15 protein-coding genes and 1 pseudogene are annotated in these 16,748 nt (G+C 66.3%); 15 read left to right on the top strand and 1 reads right to left on the bottom strand.

The window, feature by feature from the left end; genetic code table 11:
- The 15 genes and pseudogenes from B3M58_RS07890 to pcaC all read left to right on the top strand — a co-directional run.
- Positions 1-108 (top strand): annotated as a pseudogene (locus B3M58_RS07890) (NADH oxidase); the annotation flags it as partial.
- A gap of 104 nt (positions 109-212) precedes the next feature.
- On the top strand, positions 213-977 hold the full coding sequence (locus tag B3M58_RS07885) for a 1,6-dihydroxycyclohexa-2,4-diene-1-carboxylate dehydrogenase (RefSeq protein WP_296218123.1): 765 nt from the start codon (positions 213-215) through the stop codon (positions 975-977).
- A 63-nt stretch (positions 978-1,040) separates the two neighbouring features.
- Positions 1,041-2,381 carry an MFS transporter gene (locus tag B3M58_RS07880; RefSeq protein WP_296218121.1) on the top strand — a complete coding sequence of 447 codons (1,341 nt, stop codon included), beginning with the start codon at positions 1,041-1,043 and terminating at the stop codon, positions 2,379-2,381.
- 28 nt (positions 2,382-2,409) lie between these two features.
- Positions 2,410-3,531, top strand: coding sequence for a muconate cycloisomerase family protein (locus B3M58_RS07875; protein ID WP_296218119.1), 1,122 nt, complete (start codon positions 2,410-2,412; stop codon positions 3,529-3,531).
- A 16-nt stretch (positions 3,532-3,547) separates the two neighbouring features.
- A complete protein-coding gene (catC, locus tag B3M58_RS07870; RefSeq protein WP_296218118.1) occupies positions 3,548-3,838 on the top strand; it encodes a muconolactone Delta-isomerase in 291 nt (96 codons plus the stop codon).
- Between the two features lie 44 nt (positions 3,839-3,882).
- Positions 3,883-4,815, top strand: coding sequence for a catechol 1,2-dioxygenase (gene catA / locus B3M58_RS07865; protein WP_296218117.1), 933 nt, complete (start codon positions 3,883-3,885; stop codon positions 4,813-4,815).
- 169 nt (positions 4,816-4,984) lie between these two features.
- Positions 4,985-6,199, top strand: a complete 1,215-nt coding sequence (locus tag B3M58_RS07860) for a benzoate/H(+) symporter BenE family transporter (protein WP_296218116.1) — start codon at positions 4,985-4,987, stop codon at positions 6,197-6,199.
- Positions 6,200-6,303: 104 nt separating this feature from the next.
- Positions 6,304-7,584, top strand: a complete 1,281-nt coding sequence (locus B3M58_RS07855) for an OprD family porin (RefSeq protein WP_296218115.1) — start codon at positions 6,304-6,306, stop codon at positions 7,582-7,584.
- 46 nt (positions 7,585-7,630) lie between these two features.
- On the top strand, positions 7,631-8,506 hold the full coding sequence (locus tag B3M58_RS07850) for a methyl-accepting chemotaxis protein (RefSeq protein WP_296218114.1): 876 nt from the start codon (positions 7,631-7,633) through the stop codon (positions 8,504-8,506).
- Between the two features lie 118 nt (positions 8,507-8,624).
- The gene (locus tag B3M58_RS07845; protein ID WP_296218113.1) at positions 8,625-9,497 is read left to right on the top strand and encodes a CoA transferase subunit A; all 873 of its coding nucleotides are present in this window, start codon (positions 8,625-8,627) and stop codon (positions 9,495-9,497) included.
- A complete protein-coding gene (locus B3M58_RS07840; RefSeq protein WP_296218112.1) occupies positions 9,497-10,279 on the top strand; it encodes a CoA-transferase subunit beta in 783 nt (260 codons plus the stop codon). Before B3M58_RS07845 ends, B3M58_RS07840 begins: the two co-directional genes overlap by 1 nt.
- Positions 10,276-11,481 (top strand): 3-oxoadipyl-CoA thiolase, encoded by a 1,206-nt coding sequence (pcaF, locus tag B3M58_RS07835; protein WP_296218110.1) that lies wholly within the window; start codon positions 10,276-10,278, stop codon positions 11,479-11,481. The genes B3M58_RS07840 and pcaF overlap by 4 nt, the downstream gene beginning before the upstream one ends.
- 192 nt (positions 11,482-11,673) lie before the next feature.
- Positions 11,674-13,026, top strand: coding sequence for a 3-carboxy-cis,cis-muconate cycloisomerase (locus tag B3M58_RS07830; protein WP_414704064.1), 1,353 nt, complete (start codon positions 11,674-11,676; stop codon positions 13,024-13,026).
- Between the two features lie 10 nt (positions 13,027-13,036).
- Positions 13,037-13,825: a 3-oxoadipate enol-lactonase gene (gene pcaD, locus B3M58_RS07825; RefSeq protein WP_296218106.1), complete on the top strand. Its 789-nt coding sequence runs from the start codon at positions 13,037-13,039 to the stop codon at positions 13,823-13,825.
- Positions 13,826-13,839: 14 nt separating this feature from the next.
- Entirely contained in the window at positions 13,840-14,235 is a 396-nt protein-coding gene (gene pcaC, locus B3M58_RS07820) for a 4-carboxymuconolactone decarboxylase (RefSeq protein WP_296218104.1), read from the top strand.
- A 282-nt stretch (positions 14,236-14,517) separates the two neighbouring features.
- Here the strand turns inward: pcaC and B3M58_RS07815 are convergent, their stop codons facing one another.
- Positions 14,518-16,242, bottom strand: coding sequence for an FAD-dependent oxidoreductase (locus B3M58_RS07815; RefSeq protein ID WP_296218102.1), 1,725 nt, complete (start codon positions 16,240-16,242; stop codon positions 14,518-14,520).
- Positions 16,243-16,748: the final 506 nt, after the last annotated feature.

Here is a 16,748-nt window from a genome sequence, read left to right as displayed (position 1 = left end):
TACCTGTGCGGCCCGCCGCCGATGGTCGAGGCGGTCAGCCAGTACATCCGCGAACAGGGCATCGCGCCGGCGAATTTCTATTACGAGAAGTTCGCCGCCAGCGCCTAAACGCTCCTTTGGTTCGCTCACTGAGTGAGCGGGCCTGTTTTATTCGAAAGGTAGCCCGGCTTGCATGCGGGTTACGGCTGCCAGCATGGCGCGAGGTCGGGACTATGAATATGCGTTTTCAAGACAAGGTCGCGGTGGTCACCGGCGCCGCCCAGGGCATCGGCCGCCGGGTTGCCGAGCGCCTGCTGGCCGAGGGTGGCCAGGTGCTCGCGGTGGACCGCTCCGAGCTGGTCCACGAACTGGCCGAGCAGGCCGGGGTGCTGACCCTGACCGCCGACCTCGAACAATTTGCCGACTGCCAGCGGGTCATGGCGGCGGCGGTCGAGCGCTTCGCTCGCCTCGACATCCTGATCAACAACGTCGGCGGCACCATCTGGGCCAAGCCGTTCGAGCACTACGCCGAACACGAGATCGAGGCGGAAGTGCGCCGCTCGCTGTTCCCGACCCTGTGGTGCTGCCATGCCGCGCTGCCGCAGATGCTCAAGCAGGGCCGTGGCGCCATCGTCAACGTCTCCTCCATCGCCACCCGCGGGGTCAACCGCGTGCCCTACGGCGCCGCCAAGGGCGGGGTGAATGCGCTGACCGCCTGCCTGGCCTTCGAGACCGCCGAGCGTGGCATCCGCGTCAACGCCACCGCGCCGGGCGGCACCGAGGCGCCGCCACGCCGTATCCCGCGCAACAGCGCCGAACAGAGCGAGCAGGAGCAGGGTTGGTATCGGCAGATCGTCGACCAGACCCTGCACAGCAGCCTGATGAAACGCTACGGCACGATCGACGAGCAGGTCGGCGCGATCCTCTTCCTGGCCTCCGACGAGGCCGCCTATATCACCGGCGTCACCCTGCCCGTGGGCGGCGGCGACCTGGGCTAACAGGTCCCTACAAAAGCACCACATGAGCTTTTCACAACAAAAACAACAGAGAGAACCGATGCCATGCGACAGATAGATGTTCACCAAATCATCGACAACGCACGCTTTAGCCGCTTTCACTGGATGGTCATGAGCCTGTGCGCGCTGCTGTTGATCTTCGACGGTTATGACCTGTTCATTTACGGCGTGGTGCTGCCGGCAATCATGCAAGAGTGGGGCCTGACCCCGCTCGAAGCCGGCGCCCTGGGCAGCTACGCGCTGTTCGGCATGATGTTCGGCGCCTTGGCGTTCGGCACCCTGGCCGACAAGATCGGGCGCAAGAAGGGCATCGCCATCTGCTTTGCCCTGTTCAGCACGGCGACCATCGTCAACGGCTTCGCCAGCAACCCCACCGAATTCGGCATCTGCCGCTTCCTCGCCGGGCTCGGCTGCGGCGGGCTGATGCCCAATGCCGTGGCGCTGATGAACGAATATGCGCCCAAGCGCCTGCGTAGCACCCTGGTGGCGATCATGTTCAGCGGCTACTCGGTGGGCGGCATGCTGGCCGCCGGCGTGGGCATCTACATGCTGCCGCGTTTTGGCTGGGAGTCGATGTTCTTCGCCGCCGCCATCCCGCTGCTGCTGTTGCCGTTGATCCTCTGGCTGCTGCCGGAATCGGTGGGTTTCCTGATCCGCCAGGGTCGCCATGCCGAAGCCCGTGCCATCTTGCAACGCATCGAACCGAGCCTGGTCGGCAACTCGGCCGACGAGCTGGTGATGAGCGATACCAAGGGCAAGGGCGTGGCCGTGCTCGAACTGTTCCGCGAGGGCCGCGCGCTGCGCACGCTGAGCCTGTGGGTGGCGTTCTTCTGCTGCCTGCTGATGGTCTACGCGCTGAGTTCCTGGCTGCCCAAACTGATGGCCAACGCCGGCTACAGCCTGGGTTCAAGCCTGTCGTTCCTGCTGGCGCTGAACTTCGGCGGCATGGCGGGCGCGATTCTCGGCGGCTGGCTGGGCGACCGCTTCAACCTGGTCAAGGTGATGGTGGGGTTCTTTGTCGCGGCTGCCGTGTCGATCAGCCTGCTCGGTTTCAACAGCCCGCCCGTACTGCTCTATCTGCTGATCACTGTGGCCGGCGCCACCACCATCGGCACGCAGATCCTGCTGTATGCCTGCGCCGCGCAATTCTATGGCCTGTCGATCCGCTCCACCGGTCTCGGCTGGGCCTCGGGCATCGGCCGCAACGGCGCCATCGTCGGCCCGCTGCTCGGCGGTGCGCTGATGGGCATCAACCTGCCGCTGCAACTGAATTTCATGGCTTTCGCCATCCCCGGCGCCATTGCCGCCATCGCCATGAGCGTGTTCGCCATCAGCGCCCAGCGCCGGCAGGCACCGTCCGTGGCACTGGCGGCGGCCAAGGCCTGAGCCGCAACCTTGAACCTGGAAGAGTGAAATGAGCCCAGTCCTGATCGAAAGCATCGAGGCGATCATTGTCGATCTGCCGACCATCCGCCCGCACAAGCTGGCGATGCACACCATGCAGCAGCAGACCTTGGTGGTCATTCGCCTGCGCTGCAGCGATGGCATCGAAGGCCTCGGCGAGTCGACCACCATCGGTGGCCTGGCCTACGGCAACGAAAGCCCGGAAAGCATCAAGCGCAATATCGACAGCCACCTGGCAGCGCTGTTGATCGGTCAGGACGCGGCCAATATCAATGCCGCCATGTTGCGTCTGGACAAGGCCGCCAAGGGCAATACCTTCGCCAAGTCCGGGCTGGAGAGCGCCTTGCTCGACGCCCAGGGCAAGCGCCTCGGCCTGCCGGTCAGCGAACTGCTCGGCGGCCGTGTGCGCGACAGCCTGGAGGTGGCCTGGACCCTGGCCAGCGGCGATACCGCCAAGGACATCGCCGAAGCCGAGCAGATGCTCGACCTGCGCCGTCATCGCCTGTTCAAGCTGAAGATCGGCGCCAATCCGCTGAACCAGGACCTGGCTCACGTCATCGCCATCAAGCGGGCGTTGGGCGAGCGCGCCAGCGTGCGCGTCGACGTCAACCAGTACTGGGACGAGTCGCAGGCCATCCGCGCCTGCCAGGTACTCGGCGACAACGGCATCGACCTGATCGAACAGCCGATCTCGCGGATCAACCGGGCCGGGCAGGTGCGCCTCAACCAGCGCAGCCCGGCGCCGATCATGGCCGACGAATCGATCGAAAGCGTCGAGGACGCCTTCAGCCTGGCCGCCGACGGCGCCGCCAGCATCTTCGCCCTGAAAATCGCCAAGAACGGCGGCCCGCGCGCGGTATTGCGCACCGCGCAGATCGCCGAAGCGGCCGGCATCGCCCTGTACGGCGGGACCATGCTGGAGGGCGCTATCGGCACCCTGGCTTCGGCCCATGCCTTTGTCACCCTCCGGCAACTGACCTGGGGCACCGAGCTGTTCGGCCCGCTGCTGCTGACCGAGGAGATCGTCCGCGAGGCGCCGGTCTACCGCGACTTCGCCCTACACGTGCCGCGCACTCCCGGTCTGGGCCTGAGCCTGGATGAAGAGCGCCTGGCGTTCTTCGCCCGCAAGTGATCGAGGAGATCGACCCATGCTGTTCCACGTAAAGATGACTGTCCGGCTGCCGGCCGACATGGACCCGGCGAAGGCCGCACGGATCAAGGCCGACGAGAAGGAACTGGCCCAGCGCCTGATGCGCGAAGGCAAATGGCGCCACCTGTGGCGCATCGCCGGGCACTACGCCAACTACAGCGTGTTCGACCTGGACAGCGTCGAGGCGCTGCACGACACCCTGCTGCAACTGCCGCTGTTCCCCTACATGGACATCGAGGTCACGCCGCTGTGCCGGCACCCGTCCTCGGTGCATGCCGACGACCGTTAACCGCGTGTGCAACGCCTAGCCAGAACAACAACGAGGACCCCAACATGACCGTGAAAGTCAGCCATACCGCCGAAGTCCAGGACCTGTTCAACGAGGCCAGCGGCCTCAATAACCAGCAGGGCAGCCCACGCCTCAAGCAACTGATACTGCGCATCGTCAGCGACGCGGCCAAGCTCATCGAAGACCTGCACGTCACGGACGACGAGTTCTGGACGGCGGTGGATTACCTCAACCGCCTCGGCGGGCGCAATGAGGCGGGCCTGCTGGTGGCCGGCCTGGGCCTGGAGCATTTCCTCGACCTGCTGCAGGACGCCAAGGATGCCCAGGTCGGCCTGGCCGGCGGCACCCCGCGCACCATCGAAGGGCCGCTGTACGTGGCCGGCGCGCCGCTCTGCGAAGGCGAGGCGCGCATGGACGACGGCCGCGAGGCCGGCACCGTGATGTTCCTCCAGGGCGTGGTGCGCAACAGCGCCGGGCAGCCGGTGGCCGGTGCGGTGGTCGATCTGTGGCATGCCAACACCCAGGGCAACTATTCCTACTTCGACCAGAGCCAGAGCGACTACAACCTGCGTCGGCGCATCGTCACCGACAGCGCAGGGCGCTACCGCGCGCGCAGCATCGTGCCCAGCGGCTACGGTTGCTCGCCGGATGGCCCGACCCAGGAATGCCTCGACCTGCTCGGCCGCCACGGTCAGCGTCCGGCGCACATCCACTTCTTCATCTCCGCGCCGGGGCATCGCCACCTGACCACGCAAATCAACCTGGCTGGCGACCAGTACCTGTGGGACGACTTCGCCTACGCCACCCGCGAGGGCCTGGTCGGCGATATCCGCTTTATCGATGACGCGGCCGCAGCCCATGACCGTGGCGTGGACGGGCGCTTCGCCGAGCTGGAATTCGACTTCCAGTTGCAGCAGGCCCCGGCGCCGCTGGCCGAGCAGCGCAGCAACCGTCCGCGGGCGTTGCAGGGGGCGTGATGCGTCGACCGTAGGGAGCGCGGGGCCGTCCAGGCCGCGCGCACCAGGATCTTTCTGCGGGCGGCTTTTTGTAGGAGCGGCCCATGGCCGCGATCGCGGGCATGGCCCGCTCCTACGGTTAAAACAAGAGCGCCCCTTGATGGACGCCATCAATACCTTGCGAGGCCCCATGAAAGCCTTGATTGACGATTTTTCCCTGTCGGCCCTGGTCGCCGGTTTTATCGCCACGGTGATTTCCTATGCCGGGCCGTTGGTGATCATTTTCCAGGCGGCGGCCAGCGCCGGCATGAGTCACGCCGAGCTGTCGTCCTGGGTCTGGGCGATTTCCATCGGCAGCGCCGTGCTCGGTATCGGCTTGAGCCTGCGCTATAAAGTGCCGGTGATCATCGCCTGGTCCGCGCCCGGTTCGGCGCTGCTGGTCTCGCTGTTGCCGCAGATCAGCCTGAACGAGGCGGTCGGCGCCTATATCGTCGCCAGCCTGATCATCTTTGTGGTCGGCGTGTCCGGCGCCTTCGACCGGATTATCGGCAAACTGCCGGCGGCGATTTCCGCCGGCATGCTCGCCGGCATCCTGTTCAGCTTCGGCACCGGGCTGTTCGTCTCGCTGCACAGCAAACCCGTGCTGGTGCTGGCGATGTTCGCCACCTACCTGCTGTGCAAACGCCTGTTGCCGCGCTATGCGGTGATGGCGGTGTTGCTGGTTGGCTGCCTGATCGCCATCGGCAGCGGCGAGTTGCGCAGCGAGGCACTGCTGAGCGGCCTGGCCACGCCGCTGTGGATCAGCCCTGAATTCACCCTGGCGGCGACCCTGAACATCGCCTTGCCACTGGTGATGGTGGCGCTGACCGGGCAGTTCGTCCCCGGCATGGCGGTGCTGCGCAACGCCGGCTACGCCACCCCGGCGCGCCCGATCATTGCCAGCAGCGCCCTGGGCAGCCTGCTGTTGGCGCCGTTCGGCTGCCACGGCCTGAACCTGGCGGCCATCACCGCGGCCATCTGCACCGGTCGCGAAGCCCACGAAGACCCGCGCAAGCGCTATGTCGCCGGCGTGGTCGGCGGTGTGGCCTACCTGCTGCTGGGGCTGTTCGGCGCCACCCTGGTGTCGCTGTTCACCGCCTTTCCCAAGGAGTTGATCGCCGCGCTGGCCGGGCTGGCCCTGTTTGGCGCCATCGCCGGCGCGTTAGCTGGAGCCATGGCCGTACCGGATGACCGCGAGGCAGCGCTGATCACCTTCCTGGTCAGCGCCTCGGGGATGTCTTTGCTGGGTCTGTCCGCGGCGTTCTGGGGGCTGATCTTCGGCATCGCCGCCCACTTGTTGCTCAGCGTGCGCCGGCCAGCCGCGTCGGCCACTGCCGTCGGCTCCGCCCAGGAGGCCGCGCGCTGACCGTCGATTTATCGCGGCCCTGGGCGAAGGCCACAGGGCTGCCGTAAAACCACCCGCCTTGCGTGGGCGAGTGCCACCTATCCAATAACAACAAGAGCAAACCGATGAACCAGTATCCGAACGCAACCCGTCTGTTGTTGTGCGCCGGCGCGAGCCTGCCATTCACCGTCCTGGCCGCCGAAAGCGGATTTTTCGAGGATGCGACCGCCACCTTGCAGGCACGCAACTATTACTTCAGCCGCGACTTCTCCGACATCGTCGGGCCGAACCGACAGTCCAAGGCCGAGGAGTGGGCCCAGGGCTTTATCCTCAACTTCAAATCCGGCTACACCCCGGGCACCGTCGGTTTCGGCGTGGATGCCATCGGCCTGCTCGGCCTCAAGCTCGACAGCAGCCGCGACCGGGTCAACAGCGGTCTGCTGCCGACCCTGGCCAGCGGCGAGGCGGCCGACGACTACAGCCGCGTCGGTGCGGCGCTGAAGCTGCGCCTGTCGCAGACCGAGCTGAAAGTCGGCGAGCTGCAACCCAACCTGCCGGTGCTGAGCTTCAGCGATATTCGCCTGTTGCCGCCGAGCTACCAGGGCGCCAGCCTGGTCTCCAACGAGATCGCCGGGCTGACCCTGCAAGCCGGTCACCTCAATTCCACCAGCCTGCGCAACGAAGCCGGCGACGACAAGATGCTGGCCATGCTCGGCCACCTGCCGCAGCGCGCGGCGAATAGCGACGCCTTCAACTACGCCGGCGCCGATTACGCCTTCAACGCCAAGCGCACCACCGCCAGCGCCTGGTACGGGCAACTGCAAGACATCTACAACCAGCGCTTCCTCGGCCTCAAACACAGCGAGCCGCTGGGCGACTGGACCCTGGGCGCCAACCTGGGTTTCTACGACGCCCAGGAGGACGGCGACCGTTTGCTCGGCGCTATCGACAACCAGGCGTTTTTCTCCCTGCTGTCGGCCAAGCACGGCGGCCACACCTTCTACCTGGGTTACCAGTCGATGTTCGGCGACAGCGCCTTCCCACGGGTGTTCGCCAACGTCACTCCGCTGGGTAACGAGGTGCCGACCTTCGAGTTCGCCTCGGCCGACGAGCGCTCCTGGCAGGTGCGCTACGACTATGACTTCGCCGCCATGGGCGTGCCGGGCCTGGTGGCCGGGGTGCGCTATATCAAGGGCGACAACGTCGATGTGCAGGCGACCAATCGCGGCGGCCCGCGCTACGAGGGCAAGGACTTCGAGCGCGACCTGGATATCGGCTACGTGGTGCAGAGCGGCCCGCTGAAAAACGTCGGCGTGCGCCTGCGCAACGTCACCGCGCGCTCCAACTACCGCTCGGACATCGACGAGAACCGCCTGATTCTCAGCTACACCCTGAGCCTGTTCTGACAGTACGAAGCGCGCCGCAGAGGCGCGCTTTGACGTGGAGAAAGCCATGAAACAGTCCGTTTTGCCGCTGCTTGCCGCCCTTATCGGCGGTGTGCTGCTGGTGCTCGGTGAGGATTTGTCGCAACAGGTTCTTGCCGGGTTGCTGGTGCTCTGCTGCCTGGCGGCGATACCGCGCTCACGCGAGTCGCTGCCTGCGCCCGTGAGCGAGCCTGAGCCCATGGTGGTCGCGGATGTACCGGCGCCACCTGAACCGGTCTTGCAGCCTGCGCCGGTTGTACCTAAGCCCGTCTTGCCCGTGGGCGAACTGAATGCGCGCCTGGCGGAGTTGGGCGAAGCGATTGCCCTGAGCCAGGCGGACATGCAGTACGCCAACCAGTTGGCGCGTAACGCCGGCGCCAACGTGCGCCTGAGCGCCGACAGTATTCAGGCCTCGACCGCCACGATTGGCGAGCTGGCCAGTTTTATGGTGCCGATCACCCAGGTCTTCGATGACCTGGGCGAGCAGTCCCAACGCATCGGCACCATCGTCGGCAGCATCCAGGACATCGCCCGGCAGACCAACCTGCTCGCCCTCAACGCCGCCATCGAGGCGGCCAGGGCAGGGGAGCAGGGCCGTGGTTTCGCCGTGGTGGCAGACGAGGTGCGCCACCTGGCGCGGCGCGCCAATGATGCCAGCGAGCAGATTCGCCAGATCGTCGGCGGCCTGCAACGCGCCGCCGCCGATGCGCGCAGCGGCTTGCAGCAGGTCGACGACTCCACCCAGGCCGGGCTGGCGCAATCGGCCACCGCCTTGCAGGCCATGGCCGAGATGCGCCAGGGCGCCACCGCGCGGGTGGAAATCGTCGAGCGCATCGTCCAACGCCTGGCGACCCAGCAGGAACTGGCCGTGGCGATGCGCGGCCTGCTGGATTGCACAGAATAGTTCGATAATCGAACACTATGGCGATTATCGGATTGTTTGCCGGCCGGCCTGGGCCTACTGTTAATCCACCCGCCACCTTGCAAAAGGTGGCACCGTCAACCGAGCGAGAGCAACACCGATGGCTGAAATCATTTCCCTTGGCGAAGCGGTCAAGCGCTTCGTCAACGACGGTGACACCGTCGCCCTCGAAGGCTTCACCCACCTGATCCCGACTGCCGCGTCGCACGAGCTGATTCGTCAGGGCAAGCAGGATCTGACCCTGGTGCGCATGACTCCCGACCTGGTCTACGACCTGCTGATCGGCGCCGGTTGCGCGAAGAAACTGATCTTCTCCTGGGGCGGCAACCCTGGCGTTGGTTCCCTGCACCGCCTGCGCGACGCCGTGGAGAAGGGCTGGCCGCAGCCGCTGGAGCTCGAAGAGCACAGCCACGCGGACATGGCCAACGCCTATGTCGCCGGTGCCTCGGGCTTGCCGTTCGCGGTGCTGCGCGCTTACGCCGGCTCCGATCTGCCCAAGGTCAACCCGCTGATCAAGACCGTTACCTGCCCGTTCACCGGCGAAGTGCTGGCAGCGGTGCCGTCGGTGCGCCCGGATGTCACCGTGATCCACGCGCAGAAAGCCGACCGCAAGGGCAACGTGCTGCTCTGGGGCATTCTCGGCGTGCAGAAGGAAGCGGCTCTGGCGGCCAAGCGCTGCATCGTCACCGTCGAGGAAATCGTCGACGACCTCAACGCGCCGATGAACGCCTGCGTGCTGCCGAGCTGGGCGCTGACTGCAGTCTGCCACGTCCCGGGCGGCGCGCATCCGTCCTACGCCCTCGGCTACTCGGAGCGCGACAACCGCTTCTACCAGGCCTGGGACCCGATTGCCCGTGACCGTGAAACCTTCACCGCCTGGATCGACGAATACATCCGTGGCACCGCCGATTTCGCCGGCTTTCAAGAAAAACTAGCCCAGGCCAAGCTGGCCGCGCAGCAGGAGGCCAAGTAATGAGCGCCTACAGCACCAATGAAATGATGACCGTGGCCGCTGCCCGCCGCCTGAACAACGGCGCGGTGTGCTTCGTCGGCATCGGCCTGCCGTCCAAGGCCGCCAACCTGGCGCGCCTGACTTCGTCGCCGGACGTGGTGCTGATCTACGAATCCGGTCCGATTGGCGCCAAGCCGAGCGTGCTGCCGCTGTCGATTGGCGACGGCGAGCTGGCCGAGACCGCCGACACCGTGGTGCCGACGGGCGAGATTTTCCGCTACTGGCTGCAAGGCGGGCGCATCGACGTCGGTTTCCTCGGCGCGGCCCAGGTCGACAAGTTCGGCAACATCAACACCACGGTGATCGGCGATTACCACCGGCCGAAAGTCCGTCTGCCGGGTGCCGGCGGCGCACCGGAGATCGCCGGTTCGGCCAAGCAGGTGCTGATCATCCTCAAGCAGAGCCACCGCACCTTCGTCGACAAACTGGCCTTTATCACCTCGGTCGGTCACGGCGACGGCGGCGATCATCGCAAACGCCTCGGCCTGCCGGGCGCCGGGCCGGTCGGCATCATCACCGACCTGTGCACCATGGAGCCGGAAGCCGGCAGCAACGAATTCATCGTCACCGCGCTGCACCCCGGCGTGACCCGCGAGCAGGTGATCGAAGCCACTGGCTGGCAGATCCGCTTCGCCGACACCCTGACCGAAACCGCCGCGCCGAGCGAAAGCGAACTGAGCGCCCTGCGTGCCCTGGAAGCGCGCACCGCGGCCGCCCACGGCCAGGCCGGGGGTGAAGAATGACTCGCGAGGTCTATATCTGCGACGCCGTGCGCACCCCCATCGGCCGCCTCAACGGCGCGTTGGCGACGGTGCGTGCCGACGACCTGGCGGCCATTCCGCTCAAGGCACTGGTCGAGCGCAACCCGCAGGTCGACTGGAGCGCCGTGGACGAGGTGTTCATGGGCTGCGCCAACCAGTCCGGCGAAGATAATCGCAACGTCGCGCGCATGGCGCTGCTGCTCGCCGGTCTGCCGCCGAGCGTGCCGGGGGTCACCCTCAATCGCCTGTGCGCCTCGGGCATGGAAGCGGTCGGCGCCGCCTTCCGCGCCATCGCCAGCGGTGAAATGCAGCTGGCCATTGCCGCCGGCGTCGAGTCGATGACCCGTGCGCCCTACGTCATGGGCAAGGCCGACAGCGCCTTTGGCCGCGCGCAGAAACTCGAAGACACCACCCTCGGCTGGCGTTTCGTCAATCCGGCGATGAAGGAGCACTACGGCGTCGACACGATGCCGGTGACCGGCGACAACGTTGCCGCCGATTACGGCATCAGCCGCGCCGACCAGGACGCCTTTGCCCTGCGCAGCCAGCAGCGCGCCGCCGCCGCCCAGGAATCCGGCTACTACGCCGAGGAAATCGTCCCGGTGCTGATCAAGACCAAGAAGGGCGAGACCATCGTCGACACCGACGAGCACCCGCGCGCCGACACCACGGCCGCGGCATTGGCCAAGCTCAAGCCGGTCAACGGTGCGGATCAGACGGTCACCGCCGGCAACGCCTCGGGCCTGAATGACGGCGCCTCGGCGATGATCCTGGCGTCCGCCGACGCCGTCGCTAAATATGGCCTCAAACCGCGCGCCAAGGTGCTCGGCATGGCCAGCGGCGGCGTCGCCCCACGGGTGATGGGCATCGGCCCCGTGCCGGCGGTGCGCAAACTGCTGGCGCGCCTGGAACTGAGCATTGATGCCTTCGACGTTATCGAGCTGAACGAAGCCTTCGCCGCCCAGGGCCTGGCGGTCACCCGTGCACTCGGTCTGGCCGACGACAGCGCCAAGGTCAATCCGAACGGCGGCGCCATCGCCCTCGGCCACCCACTGGGCATGAGCGGTAACCGCCTGGTGCTGACCGCCCTGCATCACCTGGAAAAGACCGGCGGCAAGCTGGGCCTGGCAACCATGTGCGTGGGGGTTGGCCAGGGGCTGGCGCTGGCCATCGAGCGTGTCTGAACCCCAAGCCGCAGGGGCTTGTGTAGGAGCCAGCTTGCTGGCGATGGGGCGTTCCCGGATCGCCAGCAAGCTGGCTCCTACAATGTGAATTAGCACCTGAACGTAGCGATACGACCTGATGCTGATTCATGATGGGTTACGCCTGTGGCTAACCCATCCTACGAAAGCACATCTCTTGGAAACCTTCGATCCGTGAGCAATCAACTCTTCGATGCCTACTTCACCAGCCCGGCCATGCGCGCGCTGTTCTGCGATGCCGGCCGGGTGCAGGGCATGCTCGATTTCGAAGCGGCGCTGGCCCGCGCCGAGGCCCGCGTCGGCTTGATCCCGACGGCTGCCGTGGCGCCCATCGCCGCCGCCTGCCGCGCCGAGCTCTATGATTTCTGCGCCCTGGCCGAGGCCATTGCCAGCGCCGGTAACTCGGCAATTCCCCTGGTCAAGATGCTCGGCCAGCGGGTGGCCGCCAGCGATGCCGAGGCCGAGCGCTATGTGCACCTCGGCGCCACCAGCCAGGACGCCATGGACAGCGGTTTGGTGCTGCAACTGCGTCAGGCCATCGCCTTGCTGGAGCGCGACCTGGCGCAACTGGGCGACGCCCTGGCGCTGCAAGCCGAGCGGCATGCCGACAGCGTGTTGCCGGGGCGCACCTGGTTGCAACACGCCACGCCGGTGACCCTGGGGATGAAACTGGCCGGGCTGCTCGGCGCGCTCAACCGCCATCGTCAGCGCCTGGCCGAACTCAAGCCGCGCCTGCTGGTGCTGCAATTTGGCGGCGCCGCCGGCACCCTGGCCGCGCTCGGCGAGCAGGCCTGGCCGGTGTCCGAAGCCCTCGCCGAGGAACTGGGCCTGGGTCTGCCGGATGCGCCCTGGCACACCCAGCGCGACCGTCTGGTGGAGTTCGCCGCGCTGCTTGGCATGCTTGCCGGCAGCCTGGGCAAGCTCGGTCGCGACCTGAGTCTGTTGATGCAAACCGATGTCGGCGAAGCCTTCGAGCCGTCGGCACCGGGCAAGGGCGGCTCGTCGACCATGCCGCACAAGCGCAACCCGGTTGGCGCGGCAGTGCTGATCGCCGCCGCCACCCGCGCACCGGGCTTGGTGGCGACGATGCTGGCGGCCATGCCGCAGGAGCACGAGCGCAGCCTCGGGCTGTGGCATGCCGAGTGGGACACGTTGCCGGAACTGTGCTGCCTGCTGTCCGGTGCGCTGCAACAGGCGTTGATCGCCGTGCCGGGGCTGGAAGTGGATGCCGCGCGCATGCGCAGCAACCTCGACCTGACCCAGGGCCTGGTGCTGGCCGAGGCGGTGAGCATCGCCCTGGCGCAACGCATCGGCCGCGATAGCGCCCATCACCTGATCGAACAATGCTGCCGTCAGGCCATTGCCGAGCGTCGCCACTTGCGTGCGGTACTCGCCGATAACGCCGCAGTGAGCGCACAGCTGAATGCCGCCGAGCTGGATCGTCTGCTCGATCCCGCCGGCTATCTGGGCCAGGCGCGCCGCTGGGTTGCGCGGGCCGTGGCCGATCATCGCGGCCTGTCTGTTTAAGGAGTCTGTCGTGTCCGTTGTCCACCTCGCCGATGGCGATCTGCATTACCAACTCGAAGGCCCGGCCGGTGCGCCGGTACTGGTGCTGTGCAATTCGCTGGGCACCGACCTGCACATGTGGGACGTGCAGATGCCGGTGCTGCGCGAACAGTTTCGCGTCCTGCGTTTCGACACCCGGGGGCACGGCGAGTCGCTGGTCACGCCGGGGCCTTACCGCATCGAGCAACTGGGCGGCGATGTGCTGGCCTTGCTCGATCACCTGGACATTGCCCGGGCGCATTTTTGCGGCCTGTCGATGGGCGGCCTGATCGGTCAGTGGCTGGGCATCAACGCCGGCGAGCGCCTGCTCAAGCTGGTGCTGTGCAACACCGCGGCGAAGATCGCCTCTGACGAGGTGTGGAACACCCGCATCGAGCTGGTCGAGCAGGGCGGCGCGCAAGCCATGCGTGACCTACGCGATGCCTCCATCGCCCGCTGGTTCACCCCGGCGTTTGCCGATGCGCAGCCGCAGCAGGCCGGGCTGATCACCGAGATGCTCGCTGCCACGCCGCCGCTGGGTTATGCCGCCAATTGCGCGGCGGTGCGCGATGCCGACTACCGCGAGCAACTCGGCGCGATCAAGGTGCCGACGCTGATCGTCGCCGGCAGCGCCGACGTGGTCACCACCCCGCAGCACGGCCGCTTCCTGCAAGCGGGCATCCCGGGCGCGCAGTATGTCGAGTTCCACGCCGCGCACCTGTCCAACGTCGAAGCGGGCAGCGCCTTTACCCAGGCGTTGGTGGATTTCCTCAAGGCTTGAGTCGGAGAGTCGCAATGGACGAGAAACAACGCTACGAGGCCGGTATGCAGGTGCGCCGCGCGGTGCTCGGCGATGCCCATGTGGATCGCAGCCTGGAAAACATCACGTCGTTCAACCAGGAGTTCCAGGAGATGATCACCCGCCATGCCTGGGGCGATATCTGGACCCGTCCGGGTTTGCCACGGCATACCCGCAGCCTGATCACCATTGCCATGCTGATCGGCATGAACCGCGAAGGCGAACTGAAGCTGCACCTGCGTGCGGCGAAGAACAACGGCGTGAGCCGTGACGAGATCAAGGAAGTGCTGATGCAGAGCGCGATCTACTGCGGCATTCCGGCGGCCAACGCCACTTTCCACCTGGCCGAAGCCGTGTGGGATGAGTTGGGCGTGGAGTCGCTCGACGAGTAACGTTTTCTAACGCCGCAGGTTTCCTCTAACCGCCGCCGGCCCTGTTGGTGTCGTGTCGGCGGTTTTTTCATCGCAGTTGGCGGACCGCCGCGCTCTTTGCCGACGGATCAACCGCTCGCGGCTAAAGCCCCTCCCACACAAAGCAAACAAGATCGCCCCCCGCCACCTGCCGCACCCCGCTCTGTAGGAGGGGCTTCAGCCGCGAGCAGTAATGGCGCTGCCGGTACAACCCGCGAGCAAGGTGGCCAGGTGTTGTGGGAACTGACCTGCCCACGAGCCTGGTTACTCGTAGGCGGTCACCCCAGCGATGTGACGGCCGGCGATGTAGCCGAAGGTCAGCGCGGGGCCGAGGTTGATGCCGCCGGACGGGTAGTGGCCGCCCATCACGCTGGCCATGTCGCTGCCCACGGCATACAGGCCGGGGATCGGCTGCGCCTGGCCGTCCAACACCTGCGCCTGGCCATTGGTGCTGAGGCCGGCGAAGGTGCCAAAGCAGCCGGGTTCGACTTTCACCGCATAGAACGGTCCGTGTTCGATGGGTGCCACACAGGGGTTGGCGCCGCTGTGCGTGGTATCGCCGTTGCGCCGGTTGAAGGCAGTCGAGCCGCGGCCGAAGGCGGGGTCTTCGCCGTTGCGCGCATGTTGGTTGAAGGCCGCAACCGTGGCGACCAACCCGGCTGGAGCGATGCCGCAGGCGCGCGCCAAGGCGTCGATGCTGTGGCCGCGCTTGAGGTAGCCGCTGCGCAGGACCGACCACAATGGCAGCGGCGCCGGGCGGGCGATGCCTAGGCCGTAGCGGCGGATGAAACGGTGGTCGCAGATCAGCCAGGAACACACCGCGTCACCCTCGGCCGCGCTCTCGACCATGGCCGCCGTGTAGTCGTAGTAGCCGCCGGCCTCGTTGACGAAACGCTGGCCGTTTTTCAGCACGCCGATCACCCCAGGCTTGCCGCGGTCGATGATGTGCGGAAAGTGACCGACGCGACCATCGGCATAGGGCACCCGCGATACCGGCGCCCAGGCCACCGGCGACTTGAGGTCGCTGTTGAAACGCGCGCCGACGGCCTCGCCCAAACGCAGGCCGTCACCGTTGCAGGCCGCCGGGGGCAGAGCCAGGTGTTCGTGGCCGGTGGGGGTGCGCGGGAACAACACCCGCCGCCGTTCGAGGTCATTGGCGAAACCACCGGCGGCCAGTACCACCGCCTTGCGTGCGTGAATATTCAATGCCGTGCCATGGCGCAGGACCTGTGCGCCACAGACGCGGCCGTCCTCTGTCAGCAGGTGCTGGGCCGGGGTCGCTTCGATGAGTTGCACGCCCAGATCCACCGCCGACTTGGCCAGCCGTGCCACCAGCGCCACGCCGTTGACCAGGTGCATGGCGCGGCCGTAACGGACCAGGTGATAGAGGTGGGTGATGACGCGTTTGGCCACATGCAGCGCGGCTTTGGGCGAGCGGGTCAGGCTGAGGAAGGCGGCGAGGTCGGCACCGGCCATGATCGGCATGCCCAGGAACGAGGTCTCGGGCATGGTCTTGCGCAGGCGTGGCAACAACGCGCCGACTTTCCGGGCGTCATAGGGCGCGGCGATCACCTGATGGCCGCCGGTGGCGGCGCCGGGGCTGGCACCGTGCATGTCGGGGATGGCGTTGCCGTCGACGAATTGCAGGCTGCTGTGCTGCTCGAAGAAGCCAACCATATGCGGGCAAGCTTCGAGGAAGGCATCCACCAACTCGGCATTGAAATGCTCGCCCAGCTCATGGCGCAGGTAGCTGCGCGGCTGCTCGATGTCTTCCTCGATACCGGCGCGCCGGGCCAGCGGGTTGCGCGGCACCCACATCCAGCCGCCCGACCAGGCGCTGGCGCCGCCGAACACCACATCCTTCTCGACCACGACCACCTGCTGCCCATGCCAGGCAGCCGTTACCGCCGCCGCCAGGCCGGCCGCGCCGGAGCCGATGACCAGCACATCGCAGTCGATCCGGGTTGCTGTTGAGGCATCGGCAGGCATGGGCGTTTCTCCTTTTAAGGGCAATTTTGATTTATTGGAACTTGGTTCCATATTTTAGATTGCAGCGCTGCAATCGCCAAGCGCTGGATGCTTCAGCCGATAAAAGGAGCGACTTGTGGCGCTTGCGATGGGTTGCATGCGGGCCATGCAAAGTGCTGTCTTAACTACCTGTTGCACATGGCTTTTGTAGGGTAGGTGAGTGGCGCAGAGCCGGGCTTACGCATCAACCGTAGGGTTGGTGCGCCACGTAACCCACCAGGCGGTGGTCGTCCTGCCCGCATGGCGGGTTACGGCGCATCAGGCATCGTCTCGCCGGCTCACAGGCGTTAACGCATAGCCATAAAAAAGGCTCTGCACTCGTTAACTGTTGATGCACACCGCCGTCACGTGGGAGCGGCTTTAGCCGCGAAAGATCTTCAGTTTTCAAAGATTTTCGCGGATAAATCCGCTCCCACAAAAGAGCGGCTTCTCCTGCAACACGTCACTGGGACATAGCCTATTTTTTC

Origin of the sequence: Pseudomonas sp. UBA2684 (assembly GCA_002354655.1) — a bacterium.
Lineage (GTDB): Bacteria > Pseudomonadota > Gammaproteobacteria > Pseudomonadales > Pseudomonadaceae > Aquipseudomonas.
This window is presented reverse-complemented; position numbering and strand designations above follow the sequence as displayed.

Excerpts from the sequence above, each read along its gene's own strand:
- B3M58_RS07845 (WP_296218113.1), top strand. The coding sequence starts at position 8,625 with ATGGCTGAAATCATTTCCCTTGGCGAAGCGGTCAAGCGCTTCGTCAAC.
- B3M58_RS07850 (WP_296218114.1), top strand. The coding sequence starts at position 7,631 with ATGAAACAGTCCGTTTTGCCGCTGCTTGCCGCCCTTATCGGCGGTGTG.
- B3M58_RS07855 (WP_296218115.1), top strand. The coding sequence starts at position 6,304 with ATGAACCAGTATCCGAACGCAACCCGTCTGTTGTTGTGCGCCGGCGCG.
- B3M58_RS07875 (WP_296218119.1), top strand. The coding sequence starts at position 2,410 with ATGAGCCCAGTCCTGATCGAAAGCATCGAGGCGATCATTGTCGATCTG.
- catC (WP_296218118.1), top strand. The coding sequence starts at position 3,548 with ATGCTGTTCCACGTAAAGATGACTGTCCGGCTGCCGGCCGACATGGAC.
- catA (WP_296218117.1), top strand. The coding sequence starts at position 3,883 with ATGACCGTGAAAGTCAGCCATACCGCCGAAGTCCAGGACCTGTTCAAC.
- pcaC (WP_296218104.1), top strand. The coding sequence starts at position 13,840 with ATGGACGAGAAACAACGCTACGAGGCCGGTATGCAGGTGCGCCGCGCG.
- pcaF (WP_296218110.1), top strand. The coding sequence starts at position 10,276 with ATGACTCGCGAGGTCTATATCTGCGACGCCGTGCGCACCCCCATCGGC.
- B3M58_RS07815 (WP_296218102.1), bottom strand. The coding sequence starts at position 16,242 with ATGCCTGCCGATGCCTCAACAGCAACCCGGATCGACTGCGATGTGCTG.
- B3M58_RS07860 (WP_296218116.1), top strand. The coding sequence starts at position 4,985 with ATGAAAGCCTTGATTGACGATTTTTCCCTGTCGGCCCTGGTCGCCGGT.
- B3M58_RS07880 (WP_296218121.1), top strand. The coding sequence starts at position 1,041 with ATGCGACAGATAGATGTTCACCAAATCATCGACAACGCACGCTTTAGC.
- B3M58_RS07885 (WP_296218123.1), top strand. The coding sequence starts at position 213 with ATGAATATGCGTTTTCAAGACAAGGTCGCGGTGGTCACCGGCGCCGCC.
- B3M58_RS07840 (WP_296218112.1), top strand. The coding sequence starts at position 9,497 with ATGAGCGCCTACAGCACCAATGAAATGATGACCGTGGCCGCTGCCCGC.